18 protein-coding genes and 1 pseudogene are annotated in these 19,325 nt (G+C 43.5%); 11 read left to right on the top strand and 8 right to left on the bottom strand.

Annotated elements, in window-relative coordinates; genetic code table 11:
• Positions 1-13 precede the first annotated feature (13 nt).
• The 4 genes from HMPREF9442_RS10405 to xerD all read right to left on the bottom strand — a co-directional run bounded on the left by HMPREF9442_RS10405 (position 14) and on the right by xerD (position 5,357).
• On the bottom strand, positions 14-1,552 hold the full coding sequence (locus HMPREF9442_RS10405; RefSeq protein ID WP_008628281.1) for a YifB family Mg chelatase-like AAA ATPase: 1,539 nt from the start codon (positions 1,550-1,552) through the stop codon (positions 14-16).
• Positions 1,553-1,562: 10 nt separating this feature from the next.
• Positions 1,563-2,576 carry a TlpA disulfide reductase family protein gene (locus tag HMPREF9442_RS10410; protein WP_008628283.1) on the bottom strand — a complete coding sequence of 338 codons (1,014 nt, stop codon included), beginning with the start codon at positions 2,574-2,576 and terminating at the stop codon, positions 1,563-1,565.
• Positions 2,577-2,591: 15 nt separating this feature from the next.
• Positions 2,592-4,277 carry a tetratricopeptide repeat protein gene (locus HMPREF9442_RS10415; RefSeq protein ID WP_008628285.1) on the bottom strand — a complete coding sequence of 562 codons (1,686 nt, stop codon included), beginning with the start codon at positions 4,275-4,277 and terminating at the stop codon, positions 2,592-2,594.
• Positions 4,278-4,403: 126 nt separating this feature from the next.
• The gene (gene xerD / locus HMPREF9442_RS10420) at positions 4,404-5,357 is read right to left on the bottom strand and encodes a site-specific tyrosine recombinase XerD (RefSeq protein WP_008628286.1); all 954 of its coding nucleotides are present in this window, start codon (positions 5,355-5,357) and stop codon (positions 4,404-4,406) included.
• 49 nt (positions 5,358-5,406) lie between these two features.
• On the opposite strand from xerD, the gene aroQ reads away from it, so the two are divergent.
• The 11 genes and pseudogenes from aroQ to HMPREF9442_RS16260 form a co-directional block, all read left to right on the top strand.
• Positions 5,407-5,838, top strand: a complete 432-nt coding sequence (aroQ, locus tag HMPREF9442_RS10425; RefSeq protein WP_008628288.1) for a type II 3-dehydroquinate dehydratase — start codon at positions 5,407-5,409, stop codon at positions 5,836-5,838.
• 38 nt (positions 5,839-5,876) lie between these two features.
• Positions 5,877-7,337 (top strand): pyruvate kinase, encoded by a 1,461-nt coding sequence (pyk, locus tag HMPREF9442_RS10430; protein ID WP_008628293.1) that lies wholly within the window; start codon positions 5,877-5,879, stop codon positions 7,335-7,337.
• Between the two features lie 12 nt (positions 7,338-7,349).
• Complete coding sequence (locus tag HMPREF9442_RS10435; RefSeq protein WP_008628294.1) at positions 7,350-7,988, top strand: O-methyltransferase; 639 nt, start codon at positions 7,350-7,352, stop codon at positions 7,986-7,988.
• A 10-nt stretch (positions 7,989-7,998) separates the two neighbouring features.
• Positions 7,999-8,334, top strand: coding sequence for a 30S ribosome-binding factor RbfA (gene rbfA / locus HMPREF9442_RS10440; protein WP_008628295.1), 336 nt, complete (start codon positions 7,999-8,001; stop codon positions 8,332-8,334).
• The gene (locus HMPREF9442_RS10445) at positions 8,331-9,560 is read left to right on the top strand and encodes an FtsX-like permease family protein (protein ID WP_008628296.1); all 1,230 of its coding nucleotides are present in this window, start codon (positions 8,331-8,333) and stop codon (positions 9,558-9,560) included. Before rbfA ends, HMPREF9442_RS10445 begins: the two co-directional genes overlap by 4 nt.
• A gap of 93 nt (positions 9,561-9,653) precedes the next feature.
• The gene (locus tag HMPREF9442_RS16780) at positions 9,654-11,138 is read left to right on the top strand and encodes a hypothetical protein (RefSeq protein WP_253271094.1); all 1,485 of its coding nucleotides are present in this window, start codon (positions 9,654-9,656) and stop codon (positions 11,136-11,138) included.
• Between the two features lie 129 nt (positions 11,139-11,267).
• A complete protein-coding gene (locus tag HMPREF9442_RS10455) occupies positions 11,268-12,128 on the top strand; it encodes a hypothetical protein (RefSeq protein ID WP_008628298.1) in 861 nt (286 codons plus the stop codon).
• Positions 12,129-12,134: 6 nt separating this feature from the next.
• Positions 12,135-12,725 (top strand): hypothetical protein, encoded by a 591-nt coding sequence (locus HMPREF9442_RS10460; protein ID WP_008628299.1) that lies wholly within the window; start codon positions 12,135-12,137, stop codon positions 12,723-12,725.
• Complete coding sequence (locus tag HMPREF9442_RS10465; protein ID WP_253271095.1) at positions 12,710-13,849, top strand: WG repeat-containing protein; 1,140 nt, start codon at positions 12,710-12,712, stop codon at positions 13,847-13,849. Before HMPREF9442_RS10460 ends, HMPREF9442_RS10465 begins: the two co-directional genes overlap by 16 nt.
• Before the next feature lie 14 nt (positions 13,850-13,863).
• A complete protein-coding gene (locus tag HMPREF9442_RS10470; protein ID WP_008628302.1) occupies positions 13,864-15,126 on the top strand; it encodes a cysteine peptidase family C39 domain-containing protein in 1,263 nt (420 codons plus the stop codon).
• Between the two features lie 31 nt (positions 15,127-15,157).
• Positions 15,158-15,313: pseudogene (locus HMPREF9442_RS16260) on the top strand (ABC transporter permease); the annotation flags it as partial.
• A 159-nt stretch (positions 15,314-15,472) separates the two neighbouring features.
• Here the strand turns inward: HMPREF9442_RS16260 and HMPREF9442_RS15390 are convergent.
• The 4 genes from HMPREF9442_RS15390 to HMPREF9442_RS16540 form a co-directional block, all read right to left on the bottom strand.
• Positions 15,473-16,495, bottom strand: a complete 1,023-nt coding sequence (locus tag HMPREF9442_RS15390; protein ID WP_008628304.1) for an HNH endonuclease — start codon at positions 16,493-16,495, stop codon at positions 15,473-15,475.
• Entirely contained in the window at positions 16,476-17,729 is a 1,254-nt protein-coding gene (locus HMPREF9442_RS10480; protein WP_008628305.1) for a DNA cytosine methyltransferase, read from the bottom strand. The genes HMPREF9442_RS15390 and HMPREF9442_RS10480 overlap by 20 nt, the downstream gene beginning before the upstream one ends.
• Positions 17,719-18,792, bottom strand: a complete 1,074-nt coding sequence (locus HMPREF9442_RS10485) for a DNA cytosine methyltransferase (RefSeq protein WP_008628306.1) — start codon at positions 18,790-18,792, stop codon at positions 17,719-17,721. Before HMPREF9442_RS10485 ends, HMPREF9442_RS10480 begins: the two co-directional genes overlap by 11 nt.
• 251 nt (positions 18,793-19,043) lie before the next feature.
• On the bottom strand, positions 19,044-19,325 hold a 282-nt coding region (locus tag HMPREF9442_RS16540; protein ID WP_008628307.1), incomplete at its 5' end, for a hypothetical protein.

Consider the following 19,325-nt stretch of genomic DNA (forward strand, 5'->3'; position numbering starts at 1 on the left):
GGTGAAATGCAAGCTACTCTCCCCATCCGGCCCGGTCCAAATTCCGGTAACCGATGGCTTCAGCTATATGGGGAAGCCCGACAGTTTCCTTCCCGTCCAAATCCGCAATTGTACGAGCCACACGCAAAATACGGTCATAAGCACGGGCTGAGAGCTGAAGCCGCGACATAGCCGCCCGCAACATCTCCACCCCCTGTTCATCAGGAGCTGCATATTCCCGTAACAGACGAGAGGTCATCTGCGCATTACAATGTACTCCCTTGCTATCGGCATAACGCTGTTCCTGAATACGGCGGGCACGAACCACCCGCTCCCGAATCACGGCACTGCATTCTCCGGGAGCTGTCCGCGAAAGTTCTTCAAACGACAAAGGAGTAATCTCTATCTGCAAGTCTATGCGATCCAACAACGGCCCAGATATTTTATGCAGGTAACGGTGAATCTGTCCCGGTGTGCAGACACAAGCCTTCGTGGGATGATTGTAATAACCGCACGGACACGGATTCATGGAAGCCACGAACATAAACGAACAAGGATAAGTGACACTATACTTGGCACGGGATATGTTGATTTGCCGGTCCTCGAGCGGCTGACGCAACACTTCGAGCACCGAACGGGAAAACTCCGGCAACTCATCACAAAACAGCACCCCGTTATGCGCCAGACTCACTTCGCCGGGTTGGGGATTCGCCCCTCCTCCCACCAAGGCAATCTGCGAAATCGTATGATGAGGAGAACGGAACGGACGCCGGGCGATGAGCGAACTTTCACGCTCCAGTTTTCCGGCCACCGAATGTATCTGGGTGGTTTCCAAACTTTCAGCCAATGACAAAGGAGGCAAGATAGAAGGCAAACGCTTTGCCATCATGGATTTCCCACTTCCGGGAGGACCTATCATGATGACATTATGACCACCTGCCGCAGCCACCTCTAATGCCCGTTTCACATGCTCTTGGCCTTTCACATCTGCAAAGTCGAAATCAAACTCAGTCTGTTGGGCATAAAATTCAGCCCGTGTATCTACTTCAGTAGGCAAAAGACCTCCCTCATCATTCAAGAAACGCACCACCTCACTGATATGACGCGCCCCATACACCTTAAGTTGGTTGACCACTGCGGCTTCCCGGACATTCTGCTCTGGAACAATCAAATGCTCAAACCCCATCTCCCGGGCCTTGATGGCTATCAGCAAAGCCCCTTTCACCGGTTGCAAGCTACCATCAAGGCTCAACTCACCAAGCATCATGGTGCGGGATAACTTTTCGAGTTTCACCTTTTCGTCCGTCGCCAAGATTCCGATGGCCAAGGGCAAGTCATATCCCGCTCCCTCCTTACGGATATCCGCAGGAGCCATATTGACCACGAACTGTTTCGAGGGGAAACGGAATCCACTGTTTTCTACTGCCGCCACAATGCGCTCGTGGCTCTCTTTTACCGCATTGTCCGGCAAACCAACCAAAAAGAACTTAATCCCCCTTGAGGCATTCACCTCAATGGTTACGGGTATGGCAGAAAGCCCCCGGACCGATGCACCATAAACCTTTACTAACATAACGGCCCGTTTATCGCGATTCAAAAAGTTTCTTGATTTCCGGCTCTATGTCCTTCTCATAAGAAGCTCCGGCAGCAAGCACTTTACCGTCTGCCCCTACCAATATAAAGAAAGGTATGGAACGGATGCCGAACAGTTTGACCAACGGACTATTCCACGCCTGAAAGTCACAATAGCTTGTCCACGACACACTGTCCATACGTTCAATTCCCTTTCGGGCCGCATCGTTAACATCCAACGAAATACTGACGGCCTCTATCTTCCCGGAATTTCCTTTCAACATCCGCCTGATACGGAAAGTTTCAGCCCGGCTACGGCTTTCCCACGAAGCCCAAAAATTGACCAAAAGCGGTTTCCCACGATAATCGGAAGCCTGTACCTTCCTGCCGTCTTTCAAAGTAAAAACAAAATCGGGCAAAGAGCTTCCCTTTTTCAAAAGTCGCCCCCTGTTTTCTATATCAGACTGCCAACTTAAAAGCAGTAGGTTGTCGGGCTGTGCCTCGCACAATGCACGATAGTTTTTTTTTACCTCATCTTGCGATACATCATTAGCAAGCAAAAAATACTCCTTGAATAAAAAAACACTTACGGGCGATGAAGGCGAATGCGTCATAAAAGCCACAGCAGCTTCCCTTATCCCAACAAGCCCCTTATCTTTATTCTCCAAACGAAAAGCCGTCAGTTCTTCATTCGGCTTACTCCCCTTCACCTCCACGCTTTTCAAGTTACGGGCATCCCCCTTAAGCGTAATTACGTCGCCCGAGGTACCGAAAATAACCTGTTCGGACAAGTTGGGGTATAAAAGATAATAAATGGCATGGTTTCTCAAGTCCGTTTCATAGTCGAACTGTCCATCTTCAATCTTGATGGTATCGAATCCTGAGGTTCCTCCATCATTGCTATATATATAGAATTCACCCTGCCGCAGGTGTTCGAATTCTCCTTTCAGCCGAAACCGGCCTTCAGATCCTCCACAACTGAGCAGGGTGAATGCTACTAATGTATAGAGAATAAATCTCTTCATCTAAAAAGTCATCGATTACAAACTTTCAACAGCTGATTTGTATTCTGCAAATTCAAGATCCTTGACTGCGCGGCTCTTCAAAGAAGAATCCTTGCTGACAGCATCCTTCAAATTCGTGTTTACACCAGCTGCGTCATTTGTGCGGGCAGCAACGATAGCCAACAGATATGAAGTATAAGCATCCTTATTAGCTACACCGTTCAATGTAGACTTGGCAGCAGCATAATCCTTATTCAGAATCTGAGCCAAAGCAGCTGTATTTGACTTCACGCCGTTCGCAGCACTGGCAGCCTGTTGGTAAGATCCCTTAGCAATATTCAATGCAGCATTGGCTTCGTTGAAACCTTCAGCACCGGAAGCCTTGCCCATATACGTTTCGGCATCCTTCACATTACCTTTGCTTAAAGCAATCAACGCCAAGTTAGCGTTCACTTCACCGGCATCGCCCTTCAAAGACTTGGCCTTGTTGAAATAGTTTTCAGCTGCACTCAAATCTCCTTTCTGGTATGCCAACATACCGAGGTTGTTGTATGCACGGTAATCGTTGGGATAAAGTTGTGAAGTCTTTTGGTACCAAGCTTCCTTATTGGATACAGAAGCCAAGTTTGCACCATAAAGCAATTCTTCCACGCTTAACTTCGAGGCATCGCTACCGAATTGTGCCACAATCTGCTCGTCGCTACGACCGATGATTTCATAATTCATCGTCAAACGTGCACGACGCAATTCAGGAAGAATCGTCTCGGCCAATTCCTTGAATACGGCAGACATGTTCTTAATCTGCGCTTCACGTTCCTCGGGATCCTTATACATAGAAAGTACACGCAAGATAACTTCCTTATCCTGGATATTGCTCTGTGAAACCAATTCCTGGAAACCATCCCAGTCCTCAGCAGTATACTTCGTATCCACTTCGGCAGTCACCTCATTGGCTTTCATTTTCTTTTGGAGGAACTTTTCAGAATTGTCCTGACGCTGTTCAGCCAAACGGGTGTTCAAATCAAGGGCTCCATCGGGAGAAGCATAAGCCGAAATCTCGATATTGTTCAATGCACGCGTTTCTTTGGCGTCATTGATTTCTTTCATCATTGCGATGAATTCTTTCATGTTTTCAGAATTCAATTCAGAATCGCGCAACTTGGCTTGCTGAATCAAGAACTTAATGTTAGCTTCCTGCTTTTCTTTGATAATGCGCTGATAAGCATCTGCAGCCAAAGACGGTTTCACAGAAGCCAAGGTATTCTGCAACAACTGAGATGTGGCAATAACCCCGTAACCCACTTTCACTTCAGGAACAGACACCGTCTTCTTGCCTACCTTCGCATCGAACTGCAGGTAAAGATCGGACTGCTGCATAGCCGGAACAAAGTCAAATATAGACTTCATCGTATAAGTGCCGCCTGCCTTGTAAGCGATAGTCTGGTCGTTACCTTGTACTTTTTCGCCTTGGAACGTAGCACTCTGTCCTTTAGCCTCGCCGCCTTCGTACTTCAATACCGGAGTCACCGTTACCACGGCTTTCTTCTTCATATACTTCTCGGGGAATTTACCGTCGATAGTGGCAGGCACCTGACCGGCAATCGCCTCCAACGGAGTCGGAGTCACCGTAAAGTTGTCGGCAGAAAGTTCGCCTAACTTCTTGCATGACGAAAGAGCCGCAACGGCAGCCAACGACATGACTAAATAATAATTTTTACGCATACTAACACTGTTTTAATTAATAGTTCCGGCTGCAAAGATACAAATCTTTAATAGACCGTGTTATTTTTAACTTTAAAATATTGCAAAAAAAATGCGTATTATACCATATTCAACCCACTTCCGCCTTTATTTTGAAGAATCGTCACGAATATTCCGCGGATGATGTTCCATGATTTCCCGCCGCAAACGGCTTCTGTCGATATGGGTATAAATTTCTGTCGTGGAAATGCTCTCATGCCCCAACATAGCCTGTATGACCCTCAAGTTCGCGCCCCCCTCCAACAAATGGGTAGCAAAAGAATGGCGGAAAGTATGGGGACTTATCGTCTTCTGGATTCCGGCTGCAACTGCCAGTTCTTTGACCCAATAAAAAATAGTAATCCGCGACAAGGCAGTCCCCCTCCTCAAACTCAAAAACACAAAATCCTCATGTCCAGGCTTGATACGGATAAGATTCCTGCAAAGGAACCAATTCTCCAATTCGTGTACGGCACGGCCGGAAATGGGAACCAAACGTTCCTTCTCCCCTTTGCCCTTCACCCTGATGAAGCCCTCTTCCAAAAACAAATCGGAAATCCGAAGCCCGCATAACTCACTTACCCGCAAGCCACAACTGTAAAGCATCTCCAGAATGGCACGGTTCCGTTGTCCCTCCGGTTGACTCAAATCAATGCCCTCGATCATAGCATCTATTTCTGCCACGGTCAGGACCTCCGGTAAACGTCGCCCTATTTTCGGAGATTCAAGCAGTTCCGTCGGATCCTGCTCGATTTCTTTCTCCACATACAGGAAACGGTAGAATGAACGGATTCCGGACAAGATACGCGCCATAGAACGGGGGCTGATTCCCACGTCTGCCAATTCTGCCATAAACTGATGCAAATCATCCAGAGAGACAGCCCTGAAATCCAGTTCCTCATCTGAAAAAAAGTCCAAAAGCTTCCTTAAATCTTCGGTATAAGCATCCAACGTATTTTCTGAAAGCCCTCTTTCCAACTTCAAATACTGGTAATATCTTCGTAGCAGCACTTTCGAGACATCCCCACCTCTATTATAAGACGTTTTTTCGCTGTATTCCATTCTTTTTTTGTATTTTTGCGGCACGTTTTCTACAAAATTATAGAAAAAGATGAGAATACAAATCATAAACGGGCCAAATATCAACTTGTTGGGTAAACGAGAACCTAGCATATACGGCGCAGAATCCTTTGAAAGTTATTTAGAGAAGCTGCGCATGGCCTATCCCGATTTGACCATTGATTACTATCAAAGCAACATCGAGGGGAAGATGATCGATAAAATCCACGAAGTTGGATTTGAAGACACAGGCATCATCCTGAATGCCGGTGCCTACACGCATACGTCCATTGCCCTGCAAGATGCCATCAGGGCTATTTCCGCCCCGGTTGTCGAAGTGCACATCAGCAATGTGCACAAACGGGAAGAGTTCCGCCACATATCCATGATTTCATGTGCTTGCTTAGGTGTTATTTGCGGTTTTGGCCTTGACTCTTACAGACTGGCGGTCGAAGCACTGCTACGCGCAGGAAAGGCACAATAAAAAAGTATAGGTATTAAATTTTAAAAGGTATAAAGATTATGATGTTGAAAAAGACGAAGATCGTCGCTTCCATATCAGACTTGCGCTGCGATGTGGATTTTATTCGCGACCTTTTCAATGCCGGTATGAACGTGGTACGCATGAATACAGCCCACGCTAGCCGGGAAGGTTTCGAGAAACTGATTTCCAACGTTCGTGAGGTATCCAACCGCATCGGCATATTAATGGATACCAAAGGGCCGGAAGTGAGAACTACGAAGAATGCAGAAGAAACTACTGAATATAAGACCGGCGACAAAGTTAAAATCATAGGAAACCCGGACAAGGAAACCGTGCGCGGATGCATTTATGTCACCTATCCGCACTTCGTAAACGACTTATCCGTAGGTGCCAAGATATTGATAGACGATGGAGACCTTGAACTGAAAGTAACGGATAAGGATGAAGAAGCTTTGTATTGCGAAGTATGCAACGATGCGACACTGGCCAGTCGCAAAAGCGTGAACGTGCCGGGTGTACGCATCAATCTGCCATCCCTCACAGAAAAAGACCGTAACAACATCCTTTATGCCATCGAAAAAGACATAGATTTCATCGCCCATTCTTTCGTCCGCAACAAGCAGGACGTTTTGGACATCCGCGAAATTCTGAACGCATACGGCAGCGACATCAAAATTATCGCAAAAATCGAGAATCAGGAAGGCGTGGATAACATCGATGAAATTCTGGAAGAGGCAGACGGCATCATGGTTGCCCGGGGAGATTTGGGCATCGAAGTACCTCAGGAACGCATCCCAGGCATACAGCGTATCTTGATTAAGAAGTGTATCCTGGCCAAAAAGCCGGTTATCGTAGCCACACAAATGCTCCATACGATGATCAACAACCCACGTCCGACACGGGCAGAAGTAACGGACATCGCCAATGCCATCTACTACCGTACAGATGCCTTGATGTTGAGCGGCGAAACGGCTTACGGCAAATATCCGGTAGAGGCCGTACGCACGATGGCCACTATTGCAGCACAAGCTGAAAAAGACAAACTGGAGGAAAACGACATACAAATACCGCTCACGCCGGAAAAGGCAGACGTAACTTCGTTCTTGGCCAAATCGGCCGTACGTGCCACGAACTTGATGCCCATCCGTGCCATCATTACCGACAGTTTCAGCGGACTAACCGCACGGTCTTTGGCAGCCTACCGCGGCAAATATCCGGTATTGGCCGTCTGCTACAAAGAAAAGACCATGCGCCATCTCGCACTGTCCTACGGAGTGGAAGCCATCTTCATGCCGGAAAAAGCCAACGGGCAAGCATATTACTTCGCCGCCCTTCAGAAGCTGCTCAAAGACGGCGTGCTCTCCGAAAACGAAATGGTGGCATACCTGAGCGGCGGAAAGCAAGGCACGAAGACCTCTTTCCTTGAAATCAACGTAGTAGGCGACGTATTGGAACACGCCATGGAGTACGTACTGCCCAATCGGACACGCTATCTCTAATATCTACCGAATATGCAGGAAACGGACCGGTTGGACCAATATATCCTCGGACATATCGACGAGGAAAGCGAATATCTGAAAGCCTTGTATCGGGACACGCATGTAAAACTGCTGCGTCCCCGCATGGCTTCCGGACATTTGCAAGGACGTTTGCTCAAAATGCTGGTCCGCATGATACGTCCGCAGCGTATTCTGGAAATCGGGACTTACAGTGGCTATTCAGCCCTCTGCATGGCAGAAGGCCTTGAACCGGACGGTCGCTTGTACACCTTCGAAATCAATGACGAACAGGAGGATTTCACCCGACCATGGATTGAGAACTCCCCATACGCCTCACAAATAGAGTTCATCATCGGCGATGCCTTGGAACGGGTCCCGGAAATGGGACTCACGTTCGACATGGCTTTCGTAGATGGTGACAAGAGATACTACGTTGACTACTACGAAATGATTCTCCCCCGCCTCAAACCGGGAGGGTATATCCTGGCCGACAACACCTTGTGGGACGGCCACGTATTAGAACCTCCCCCCCATAAGGACGCACAGACAAGGGGAATCACCGCCTTTAACGACCGTATAGCCACAGACCCACGTGTGGAGAAAGTCATCCTGCCTTTACGTGACGGGTTGACCCTCATCCGCAAAAAATAAAATAAAAAATATGGAAACAACCAGACAAAACAAAATCTCCCGGCTGATACAAAAGGAACTCAGCGAAATATTCATGTTGCAAACCAAGGCGATGAAAGGAGTATTGGTTTCGGTAAGTGCCTGCCGCATCAGTCCGGACCTCAGCATCTGCCGCGTGTACCTGAGCATATTTCCGAGCCGGCAAAGCGAAGAAATCATAAAGAACATCAATGGCAACATGAAAGCCATCCGTTACGAACTGGGGACACGCGTACGCCATCAGTTACGTATCATCCCCGAATTGAAATTCTTCGTAGACGACTCCTTGGACTATATCGAAAACATCGACAAGCTGCTGAAAGAATGAACTTCCCGTTCTACATCGCACGACGATACCTGTTTTCCAAGAAATCGCACCATGCCATCAATATCATTTCTGCGATTTCGGTATGCGGTGTAGCCCTGGCCACCATGGCATTGGTCTGTACGATGTCCGTATTCAACGGGTTCCAAGACCTTGTCGCCTCATTTTTCACAGCCATCGACCCACAGCTGAAGGTCACGCCATCCCAAGGGAAGACCATGGCCGCAGACGACCCGAGACTCACTGCCCTAAAAACCTATCCGGGAATCAAAATCTACACGGAAACGTTGGAAGACCATGCACTTGTCATTTGCGGTGACCACCAAGCCATGGTCACCATCAAAGGTGTAGACGACAACTTCGCCCAAATGGCAGACCTGAACAAACTGCTTTACGGAGACGGTACGTTCACTTTACATGCCGATGTACTGGAATTCGGAGTGTTGGGCATACAACTGGCTGCGCAATTAGGACTGGGAGCCAGTTTCGACACTCCCTTAAAGGTTTACGCCCCCCAAAAGGGAGAGCGGGTTAACCTGTCCAATCCTACGGAAAGCTTCACACAAAGCGAATTATACTCACCCGGCGTGGTTTTTGCCGTGAAACAGGCCAAATACGATGCCGGTTACATCCTTACCTCTCTACGTTTTGCCCGGGATTTGTTCGGGCAACAGAGACGTGTTTCCGCCATAGAATTGCAACTTCAGGATGGTGTGGACATCCGTCAGGCACAAGCCGACATCCAAAAAATATTAGGTAACGGATTTACGGTAAAAGACCGCTACGAACAACAGGAAGACGTGTTCCGCATCATGGAAGTGGAAAAGCTCATCGCCTACCTGTTTCTTACGTTTATCCTTTTAGTAGCTAGCTTCAACATCATCGGTTCCATCTCCATGCTGATTATAGACAAGAAAGAAGACGTGCGTACCCTGCGCAACTTAGGAGCCAAAGACAACCAGATTATCCGTATCTTCCTGTTTGAAGGACGCATGATATCCGGCTTCGGGGCTTTAATAGGCATCCTTGCCGGACTGGGTCTCTGTTACCTGCAGCAAACCTACGGACTTATCACCTTAGGCAACTCCTCCGGCAGTTTCGTCGTGGATGCCTACCCCGTCAGTATCCACCTGTGGGATGTCGTCATCGTATTCTTTACCGTATTGTTGGTCAGCTATGGTGCATTATGGTACCCCGTAAGATACTTGAGCAAAAGGCTGCTCGACTGATTCCGCCCTATGAAAAGGCTCAATTCTCTTTTCACAGAAAGGATTATAGCGGTCACATACCGCTTCTATCCCCGTTCCATAATAAAAGGGATTATGCTTACGGGGAGTCATGCCGTAGGAGAAACACGGGCTGACTCAGACATTGATGTAGTGTTGCTTTCCGAACTTTCAAACCGGCAAACAACGGAAAGTCTGACTTTTGATGGATGCGTATACCAATTCATTGTTTTTCCCTGCAACAAAATCCATGAATTAGTATACAAGGATTATATGACGGCTCATTTTGTTTTTCTATCATTATTCGAGAAAGGTGTTATTCTATACGATGAAAGCGGAAGATTAGAACAGCTCAAACGTTATGTTCTTTCGAGTAAGCCGTGGATTTTAAAAGACCGTGACATTCTGGCTCTTCGTGCATCTGTGACATCATCATTGGATGTTTTGCATAACGACAAAGATCCAAAATCGAATTTATGCACAGCCTCGGAAGCCGTCGTGATGACCGCCCGTCTTATATGCGGAAGGAAATCATATTCAGGCAAACACTTGGATAAACTCCTGCCTGCATACCCCAAAGAAACGGAAGTGTTATACCATGCGTTAGGCAAGTATTTAAATGACGGAGATGGCCGCGCTTTTTCTGCCAGTTTGGAAGCTTTGCTTCGTCCTTTCGGCGGCCTGCTGAAAAACCACACGAACGGATATGTCTTGTCCGCTCCGACATCCTCCCGTCATTTACTCGCTTTTTTGCCCGAAGCCTTGCCGTCAGACGAAAGAACCATGTGTAATATCCGTATAATAGTAAAAAAGACCTCCAATTTCATGCCCACCGTATTTTATGTAGGACAAGGACAATCCATGGAACAAGGCATATATATTTCATTCCATTCCCCCGAGAATAATATCCCAGAAGCATTACGGATATTGGAAACCACGACGGAGGACTTGGATTTCACTTCTTTTGGACATGGAATTTCATACCCCTACCCAAGCTGCTTTTACGAAGGGCTGTATTTGGGCAGCCAACTGCTATACGATGAATTGGCAGACGTGATGTCCACGTTATCCTGTCTAACCATGAAGCATTGGGGAAAAGAAACCGGAAACTATCGATTGTTGTTGGCCTACCGTTTTGCATATTATTATTTCCACGATGTTGTGCCTAAAAAGGAGATGAGGACGTTTTGGGCAGATACCCTGAGTCGTTTAATGCCCGAAGTGTTAGACACCAACGGCATGTATAACACTCGCCAACTTTTGGCACGCAAACGCAAAATTTTGACCTGCATGGATAAAAAATACAATGAACAGGAAGAAGAATTATTATCGCTTGTGGGACAAAAAGAGATCCTTTATCCTGAATTAGACAATATATTAAAAGGCATATGTATAAACCTCAAAAAGGTTTTAAATAAAAGCAAAGAAAAAAGCTCCGATTTCCAATCCTTTCCAACAGCAGGAATCTCCTTGTATTACTATTTATTCACTCACTCATTAGGAGTTTTACTATTAAAACCTCATGAAAAATTCGGAATAACTTATAATATATCAAGGCTATTAGATAACGATAGCCAATAGAAAAGCAAAACATGTTTTACAACACATCTCATATTTTTTCCTTATTTTTATTTTGAGCCTAATAAGATTTTATTTACGTTTGCAAAGTGATAGATAAAATCAACTATTAACGACCATAAACTCTACACCATGGAAAAGAAATTGGAAATATTAAAATTGTCCATTCCTGCAATTAGTGAATTAAGTGCCCGTAAGTTGTTGGGAGGAGACGGATATGGGTTTCCAAATGAAGATGAACTACCGAAGGACTGGGGAAACAATCCGCTAGATGAAGTTATAGAAACAGAAAAACAATCAAATGGATGGAATAACATAAACCCGGAAAGAGATGAGGATTGGCATCAGGAAAATGATTGGGATATGGACGAAAGTCTGGATGACGGATTTGAAAACGACACGACAGAAACTGAAGACATACAGGCTCACGAAGAGAATCTTCTTAAAAACACAATAGAAAAACTTCCTCAAACATTAAAAGATTTTATAAAGTCCTCTCACCTCGTAATAAAAATAGATTTAACATTAAATAAAGGTGGAGAGTATAACAAAAAAAATAATACTATAAGCCTAATAAATGGTGAAAAGGATGGATTAGTTAGAGAATTAATCCATGCATATCAAGCTCATTTAGGAACGGCTGAGACTGGTAAAAATCATGCTACCACAGAATTTCAGGAAAGAGCATTTGGTGACCTGATGGCTTATATAGATACTTTAACAGGAATAAGGGGATATACGTGTAAAACAGTTAATCCAGAAGATGAGTTAAAATGGGATGGATTTATCCAAAACGAAGTTCTAGATAAAAATGGAGTTGTAAATTTAGATGTTTGGGAGAAGGAAGTTACAAACTATTTTGACGAATATCAGGAAAGATATGAAGGAGACCCCAAATATGACGGCAGCTTCAACAAAGATTTTGATTTCCATTGGAATGAATTCTTTGACTTATTTGGAGTAGAATACAAAACAGAACAAAAACAACAGTAACAAACCATGAAAACATGTAAGATTATTATATCGTTACTTATATGTATACCATATATAACGAGTCAAGCAACAAGTGATATAAAAGAACATGCCTGCAACACTTCAATATTGAAAGTTGACACATGCTATAAACAAACAATAATATGGGAACAAAGCAGCTACAATCATACAAAAGCCTACATGAAAGGATATGAAGTTATTTTAAAAGACACCAACAAACTAACCAGAGACACTGAAGATCTTTATAAACAAGAGTTCCTACGTTGCAAATATAATATAGATGGAATTAAAACAATTGAACGCACTATATATAATTGCTTAGGGCAAGAAAAAATGCAAAAAATAGTAAGTCTTGAACAAAAAATGGTGCTATTGAAGATCTATATAGGCGTAAATAAAAATGGCAACACCCCAACTATGATATTCGATATTCCTCCTACCATTATTCAGCTATTAACTTGCGAAGACATCTATAATATCACGACAAGCATAACTAATAAGAATTTATTCAAAAAGCCCTCTGCTTTCGGACTGGATTATATTTATTTTCCCATCCTCCTTCGGAGAAAAGACGTTTTAATGTGGTTAAAGAATTGAGAATGGATAAAAAACATATATTCACAAATTATCTTATGCTTAGTTTATTATCTAACATTGCAGCGCAAGAGGTATCGGAACTTCACTTAATATATCGTGAATATGATGACACCTATGGTTACAAAAACAATTTGGGAGATACAATAATCCCTTATGGGAAATACATGTGCCACATTCCATATCGCACATTAGGCTTTATCAGTAAACCTAAGGAAAAAGATATTGTAGCCATTTCTCCTTCAGGGACAGAGCTATTTAAAGTTTTCCAGTACGATAATGGTCCGGACCACCTCTCTGAGGGTGTTTTTAGAATGATTGGAAATAACAACAAGATGGGATTTGCTGATACAACCGGACATATAGTCATTCCACCACGTTTTGATTTTGTTACTCCATTTAAAAACGGACATGCCTTCTTTAACACTGGGGGACGTAATGTACCTATAAACAAATCCGGGGAGTATCACATGATAACCGGAGGACATTGGGGAGTGATCAATAAAGAAGGAAAAGAAATTTGTCCGGCTTTACTTGATTCTGTACCCTTGAAATACAAAGGGATACAAACAGAAATTATATACCAAAAACAACGAATGCCACTCGAAAAAGCCATGTTTATTATACAAAAAAGATTAGAAAAGAAAAAGAACCGTTTAATAAAACAGGAAAAATACAACGATAAAACCATAGTATGGGAAGAACTATCAACAAAAAATGGTGCGTGTACATATGTTGCCGAATGGGAAGCTCTTGAAAAAGACATTAAAGGTGGTAACTTATCCGTAGAAAAATATAAGGAAGAGAAATATCTACAAGACAGTTTGGTTATAACCAAAATCAGACAAATCAAGCAGAATATCTCACAATATATAACCGATGACAACATAATTCGATTAAGGAATGAAGCCCAAAATAAACATACTATTTTCTATATAAGTGTAAAAATAGATAGCATAGGAATGGTAACAAGCGTTAGAATAGTATCATCTAAAAATATATTAGTTTTACTCTCGGCAAAAGATGTGTATGCAATAAGCCTTTTTTTGAAGCAGAGTATCTTTAAAAGACCAAGAGAATATGATCTTGATTCAATATACTTTTCTTTTGCTATCACCGAAATCTGACAAATAAAGAACCCATGTTTTTCCATAAGAACTTCCCTCATACCCGTCAATTGGAATCCAAAGATTGCGGTCCGGCATGCCTGCAAATGATATGCAAATATTACGGAAGTTTCTATGAGTTGGAGTTTTTACGTGAATTAACAGGAATAAGAAAAGAGGGCATTTCGGTCTATGATTATGTGGTAGCCGCTGAAAAGCTCGGCTTAAGAAGTCAGGCTTTCAGCATGTCATATTGGAAATTCAGAAATGAAATGCCCTTACCTTGCACAGTACATTGGAAGGGGCATCATTTTGTCGTGGTTTATAAAATCACATCAAAATATATCTATGTTTCAGACCCACAAACAGGATTGGTAAAATATACCCTAAGGGAATTTGCACAAGGTTGGCTGGGACATTTGGAACCTGTACCCGGAAAAAATTATAAAAGGGGGATTTGTATTGCGACGGAACTTACAGACCGATTCAACCAAACCAACCATCCGAAAAAGCAATCCGGCTATCTGGATATGGCAAAATATTTATGGACTTACGTGAAACCCTATAAAAAAAGCGTACTGAAAGTTATCATGCTGATGTTTGTCATTACCTTTATCAGTGCTTTGTTCCCGATTATCACGCAATCCATCATAGACATCGGCATCCCTGCCAAAAATTTTAATTTCATCACGCTGATGCTTGTATCCAGTTTGGTATTGACAATAGGCAATGCTTTAGGAAATTGGATGAAACAGCTTATCAATACCCACTTTGCAGCCCGCATCAAGTTGGGAATGCAATCTGATTTCATCTCCAAATTATTAAGCCTGCCAGTGTCTTTCTTCGAGACAAGACTGATGGGGGATATTATGCAACGCAATTACGATTATGACCGTTTGGAGGGTGTCCTGATGGGAGGGGTTTTTGATTTTGTTTTGGGCATTTTCCAACTATTCCTATTCAGCAGCATCCTGTTCTTTTACAACAAAACTATATTTTGGATTTTTGTAGTAGCAAGTTTGCTCTATGTGGTATGGGTTTTGTTTTTCTGGTCCATTCGGAAAAAGATGGATATCCGGTATTTTTCTTATCTGGCCAAGAATCAAAGTCATTGGGTAGAAATGTTATCTAAGATTGCAGATATCAAAAGCTACAACTATGGAATGGCCAAACGTTGGCAATGGGAAAAAGTACAGACTAAATTGTTTAAAACACGGATCAAATTATTGAATGTAGACCAAATCCAAAATACAGGTTCTATATTATTAATGTCATTTAAAGCCCCCACATTAATTTAACGTGAGCTCGATATAAAATTAAAACTCACGTACCTTAGGCAACTCCTCCGGCAGTTTCGTCGTGGATGCCTACCCCGTCAGTATCCACCTGTGGGATGTCGTCATCGTATTCTTTACCGTATTGTTGGTCAGCTATGGTGCATTATGGTACCCCGTAAGATACTTGAGCAAAAGGTTGCTCGAGTGACGATTTTACATAACTGTACTTCCCGTTCTTATCCCAACCTGCATAAACACCAAGGTGTATTTACGTTTTTACTTTAAACCACCTTTAAAACGCCAATACCATAATGACAAGCATCGGCATGTCTTCATGTCATTTACGCCATCCTAACAAGTTAAGAATTCACATCCTTCTACTACGTATTTGACGGAATGTTCCAAACACATTGTCTCTGTGATATTGGAGAAACCTTGGCAATGGACGGAAATATTCAACCTGCGGTATGAATATCTTCTTCCCATTATATTCATTCAAGTATGAATCAGTGGCAAGAACGTCAGCATGCACAATGACCGTATAGTCGTCTTCTATTGTGAAGAAACCCTTATCAAAAACACAATGCATGTCCCGACTCATAGCAATACCATTACAAGGGAGAAAACTACCCTTATGAGCTTGCGGCATAATATGAGCGGCTTCCAGATTGTTAAACCCATTGCATGATATAACCCTGTGGGTAATGGCACATCTTTCCCCGTAGGCCATCATCACAAAGTCATGGAAAGTACGGCTGTTGAACAGTTCTGCGCCCATGGAAGCTTCTATTTCAGAAATAGCCATGGCATCTATTACCTGTTTTTGCTGCGTCTCAATCGCATTTACAACCCGGTTGTCTCCAATGACTGATGCCGATTTAGTTGGCAAGTGAAACTCATGGTCAAAGGTTGGTGCAGAATCCCCCTCCCATACCCCATAAGCCTTTCCATTCAGTTTCTGATTCCAAAAGCTGTAATATGGCGAAGTGGCTTGAAATATATGCAACACATAAAATGTAACATCTTGCTCCCTACATTTCATCATTACCACAATATCACCTGGCATGAACAATGTTTTTTCATTATCCAATTTACCATTCAAGTAGATTCTTGACTCGTCACGGGGTTGGCCGTCAACCAATGCCGTATCAACATGCTTTGAATTATGGTAGACATATTGCGCATAGATGATTTCATCAGAATGTTCTGTCAAAATCGGAAGCGCCGTACAATCATTAAGTATAGTAGTCGACAAATGTGGGAAGAAACTATAAAATTCCTTTGAGATTAACATATAACGTCCTCTATGGAATTGCCAACCACCACCCTCCTTTGGCGTAGGAGACCCCATCTCTTGCCTCCCCAACCGTTTAATGAAAAATTCTGCCATCTTCGTAATTATCAGTATATAATTTATATAGAGCCTCTGCTATTATTTTAGAAAAGTCAACAGGTACTGCATTCCCAATCATTTTGTATTGGTACATTGCCGCACCCAAAAATTCAAAATCGTCCGGGAATGTTTGCAAACGAGCCGCTTCCCTTGGAGTAATCGACCGAGCCTGTTCAGGGTCTGGATGGATATGCCGCATACCATCCTTGAAAAGATGTGCAGGAATGGTATTACTGGGTTCGTTTTCCCTCAATACATAATATTTATGTATGTTGCTCACTTTTCCTGTAACCTCTGTATAAAGTTTCTTCAAGCGTTCAATACTGACATACTCCCTTTTGCCACTCTTTATGTCCTCGGCAAGCAACTTGAATACGGCTATATCCCTCGCATTATGAAAGCGAGGAATATGATTCGTAAAATATCGTGTATCACGTTGCATGTGTGACATCTTAGATTTCCCCTCCTTCTTCGGAAATTCCAATGGATACAGCGCCGGCAAATCAGAGATTGCATCGTGGACATTCCTTGCTTTCCCTTTTAGGGAAGGCAATATGCATGTATAGAATGAATCAAGCATCTTACCACATTTATCTCCAAACAGGCCCTTGGATATACCAAGGATGATTACCCTTTTACGGTGTTGGGGAATACCATAATCAGCCACATCAAACAGGGCAGTTTTGAAATTGGGCGTAACCACGTATCCCGCCCCATTAAAAGCTTCTGATATCCTACTTGTAATCAATGTACCATCGGGTGCTGCACTTAACAACCCTACCACATTTTCAAACACAAAAAACTTAGGCTTAAAATATTTGACTATTTTGACATAGCATTCAAACAGATAATTTCGGTAATCATTGCGCATACCATGTTCGTCGCGTATACGTCCGGCCAAAGAATATGCTTGGCATGGAGGGCCTCCAATTATGACATCAACAGCCCGCCCTCCTACCAGATTTTCCAACCCTTCATGCAAACCATATACCGGGTCATCAAAACCATGTATAAGTTCTTCTGTACGTTGGATATCAAAGCGCACCACAACATTATCCGCGTCATTATACCCCCAAGCTGTTTGCAAACGATGCTTAAGAGTTTCACGGGGAGCCCTTTCCCATTCCACGGCTCCTATTGTATGATAGTGGCCTGACTGGAGGAACCCCTCCGTAAGCCCCCCGCAACCTGCAAAAAGATCAAGCGTGTTTAACACGACATTACGTTTCATAAGGCATGTAATCCAAAAGTTTTGTAGCCAAAGCTTTTGCCATCAGGACAGGAACAGCGTTACCCACTTGCTTGTTTTGTTGCCCTCTATTACCCAGGAACACAAAATCATCAGGAAATGTTTGTATCCTTGCACTCTCTCGTACCGTCGGACATCGGTTATATTTATAATGGAACAAATTCCGGTGCCCAGTATCAACTGTCCGGGCAGGCTTTTTACTGTTGAGCCGTGTCCAAGCCATGTGGAATGTCCGGCTTTCACCCACACCTGAAGGTAAGTCCTTGTAATTCCCCCCATCTGGCACAAGGGCTATGACATCCTTGACAAATTGCTTATGATTGATTGCCGTATGATTGTATAAGGTCGTACAAGCTCCTCTCATCAGTTTTTGGAAATCATTCAAAGGCTCCATTTCATACTTACCCACTTCTTCCCCCAAAGTATCAACAAGTGCAGGCAAGTCACTTATGGCATCCTCACAGGTTAGATAATTATCCGGTAACCGATAAGGAACCGGAAATTCATAAGAAGCTTTTGAATCCCGAAGGCCAATGAAGACCAACCGTTTCCTAATTTGAGGAACCCCATAATCTGCGGCACACACAATTTTGCACGACACCTTATACCCCATTTGGGTAAACCTCCTTATAATCTCTTCCTTTACAGCTCCACCATACAGGTTTGCCATACCAGGAACATTTTCTATGAGAAATGCCTTGGGCTTGAAGCGTCGCACCGTTTCAATCATAGCGAGGTAAAGTTTATTGCGTTGGTCATCAATATTACGAGGGCCTGTCAGACTAAACCCTTGACAAGGGGGACCACCGATTATAATATCGACCAAACGACCGTCAACAGCATCAACTATGGCATCAAAAGACTCTGGCTCCGAAAGGTCTAATCTCAAGCCTACCGCACCGTTGTGATTGTAACTGAATGTATTCAAGGCACTCTGCTCAAAGTCAACCCCAACGAGTATATTGTATCCAGCCTCTTCAAATCCCTTTGAAAGACCTCCACAACCACAAAACAAATCCACGACATTGTACTTTTTGTCAGCCATTTATAACACAAGCTACAACCTCACAGTACTGACTGGCGACCAACCATTTGCGACCATGAAGGATTTTTAAGACAGTTTTATTCAATTACTCTTTTATTACTGGTCTGTTCGTCTACGACAAGACGAAATTGGATTGCAAAGTTACTCAAAAAACACGAAAAGCACTAATCCATAAAGAAGTTTAAGTTAAAAAGAACAAGAGCAACAAAAACAAACAAACTATATATTAACAAAGCCACCCATAAAATCCTTTACCTGAAACTATTGCCCAATAGAATACAAAACCGCCCGTACATCCTGCGCCAAACGATCTTCCGTTCTGCTGCAAACGATTTTTCAATCCGCTGAGAACGGTTTTCAGCTATGCAGACATCCATTTTACGGGCTTTGCTGTACCGGATACCGGGTAAAAAGGATGCGTGAATGTTTTCCGGAGGGTGTTCTCCCCTCACCAACTTCCCACAAACAGTTTTTTGCCCGGAAAGGTTCGCATCCTTCAGACGCCCTCTGTACCAATGCTTTAAGGTGAACTT

This window comes from Paraprevotella xylaniphila YIT 11841 (assembly GCF_000205165.1).
In the GTDB taxonomy this organism is placed as follows: domain Bacteria; phylum Bacteroidota; class Bacteroidia; order Bacteroidales; family Bacteroidaceae; genus Paraprevotella; species Paraprevotella xylaniphila.

What these genes read in the sequence shown, in the direction of transcription:
- HMPREF9442_RS10410 (WP_008628283.1), bottom strand. Translation starts at nt 2,576, where the DNA reads ATGAAGAGATTTATTCTCTATACATTAGTAGCATTCACCCTGCTCAGT.
- HMPREF9442_RS10470 (WP_008628302.1), top strand. Translation starts at nt 13,864, where the DNA reads ATGTTTTTCCATAAGAACTTCCCTCATACCCGTCAATTGGAATCCAAA.
- HMPREF9442_RS10460 (WP_008628299.1), top strand. Translation starts at nt 12,135, where the DNA reads ATGAAAACATGTAAGATTATTATATCGTTACTTATATGTATACCATAT.
- rbfA (WP_008628295.1), top strand. Translation starts at nt 7,999, where the DNA reads ATGGAAACAACCAGACAAAACAAAATCTCCCGGCTGATACAAAAGGAA.
- HMPREF9442_RS10455 (WP_008628298.1), top strand. Translation starts at nt 11,268, where the DNA reads ATGGAAAAGAAATTGGAAATATTAAAATTGTCCATTCCTGCAATTAGT.
- HMPREF9442_RS10435 (WP_008628294.1), top strand. Translation starts at nt 7,350, where the DNA reads ATGCAGGAAACGGACCGGTTGGACCAATATATCCTCGGACATATCGAC.
- HMPREF9442_RS16780 (WP_253271094.1), top strand. Translation starts at nt 9,654, where the DNA reads ATGCTTACGGGGAGTCATGCCGTAGGAGAAACACGGGCTGACTCAGAC.
- HMPREF9442_RS10445 (WP_008628296.1), top strand. Translation starts at nt 8,331, where the DNA reads ATGAACTTCCCGTTCTACATCGCACGACGATACCTGTTTTCCAAGAAA.
- HMPREF9442_RS15390 (WP_008628304.1), bottom strand. Translation starts at nt 16,495, where the DNA reads ATGGCAGAATTTTTCATTAAACGGTTGGGGAGGCAAGAGATGGGGTCT.
- xerD (WP_008628286.1), bottom strand. Translation starts at nt 5,357, where the DNA reads ATGGAATACAGCGAAAAAACGTCTTATAATAGAGGTGGGGATGTCTCG.
- HMPREF9442_RS10480 (WP_008628305.1), bottom strand. Translation starts at nt 17,729, where the DNA reads ATGAAACGTAATGTCGTGTTAAACACGCTTGATCTTTTTGCAGGTTGC.
- pyk (WP_008628293.1), top strand. Translation starts at nt 5,877, where the DNA reads ATGATGTTGAAAAAGACGAAGATCGTCGCTTCCATATCAGACTTGCGC.
- HMPREF9442_RS10485 (WP_008628306.1), bottom strand. Translation starts at nt 18,792, where the DNA reads ATGGCTGACAAAAAGTACAATGTCGTGGATTTGTTTTGTGGTTGTGGA.
- aroQ (WP_008628288.1), top strand. Translation starts at nt 5,407, where the DNA reads ATGAGAATACAAATCATAAACGGGCCAAATATCAACTTGTTGGGTAAA.
- HMPREF9442_RS10415 (WP_008628285.1), bottom strand. Translation starts at nt 4,277, where the DNA reads ATGCGTAAAAATTATTATTTAGTCATGTCGTTGGCTGCCGTTGCGGCT.
- HMPREF9442_RS10405 (WP_008628281.1), bottom strand. Translation starts at nt 1,552, where the DNA reads ATGTTAGTAAAGGTTTATGGTGCATCGGTCCGGGGGCTTTCTGCCATA.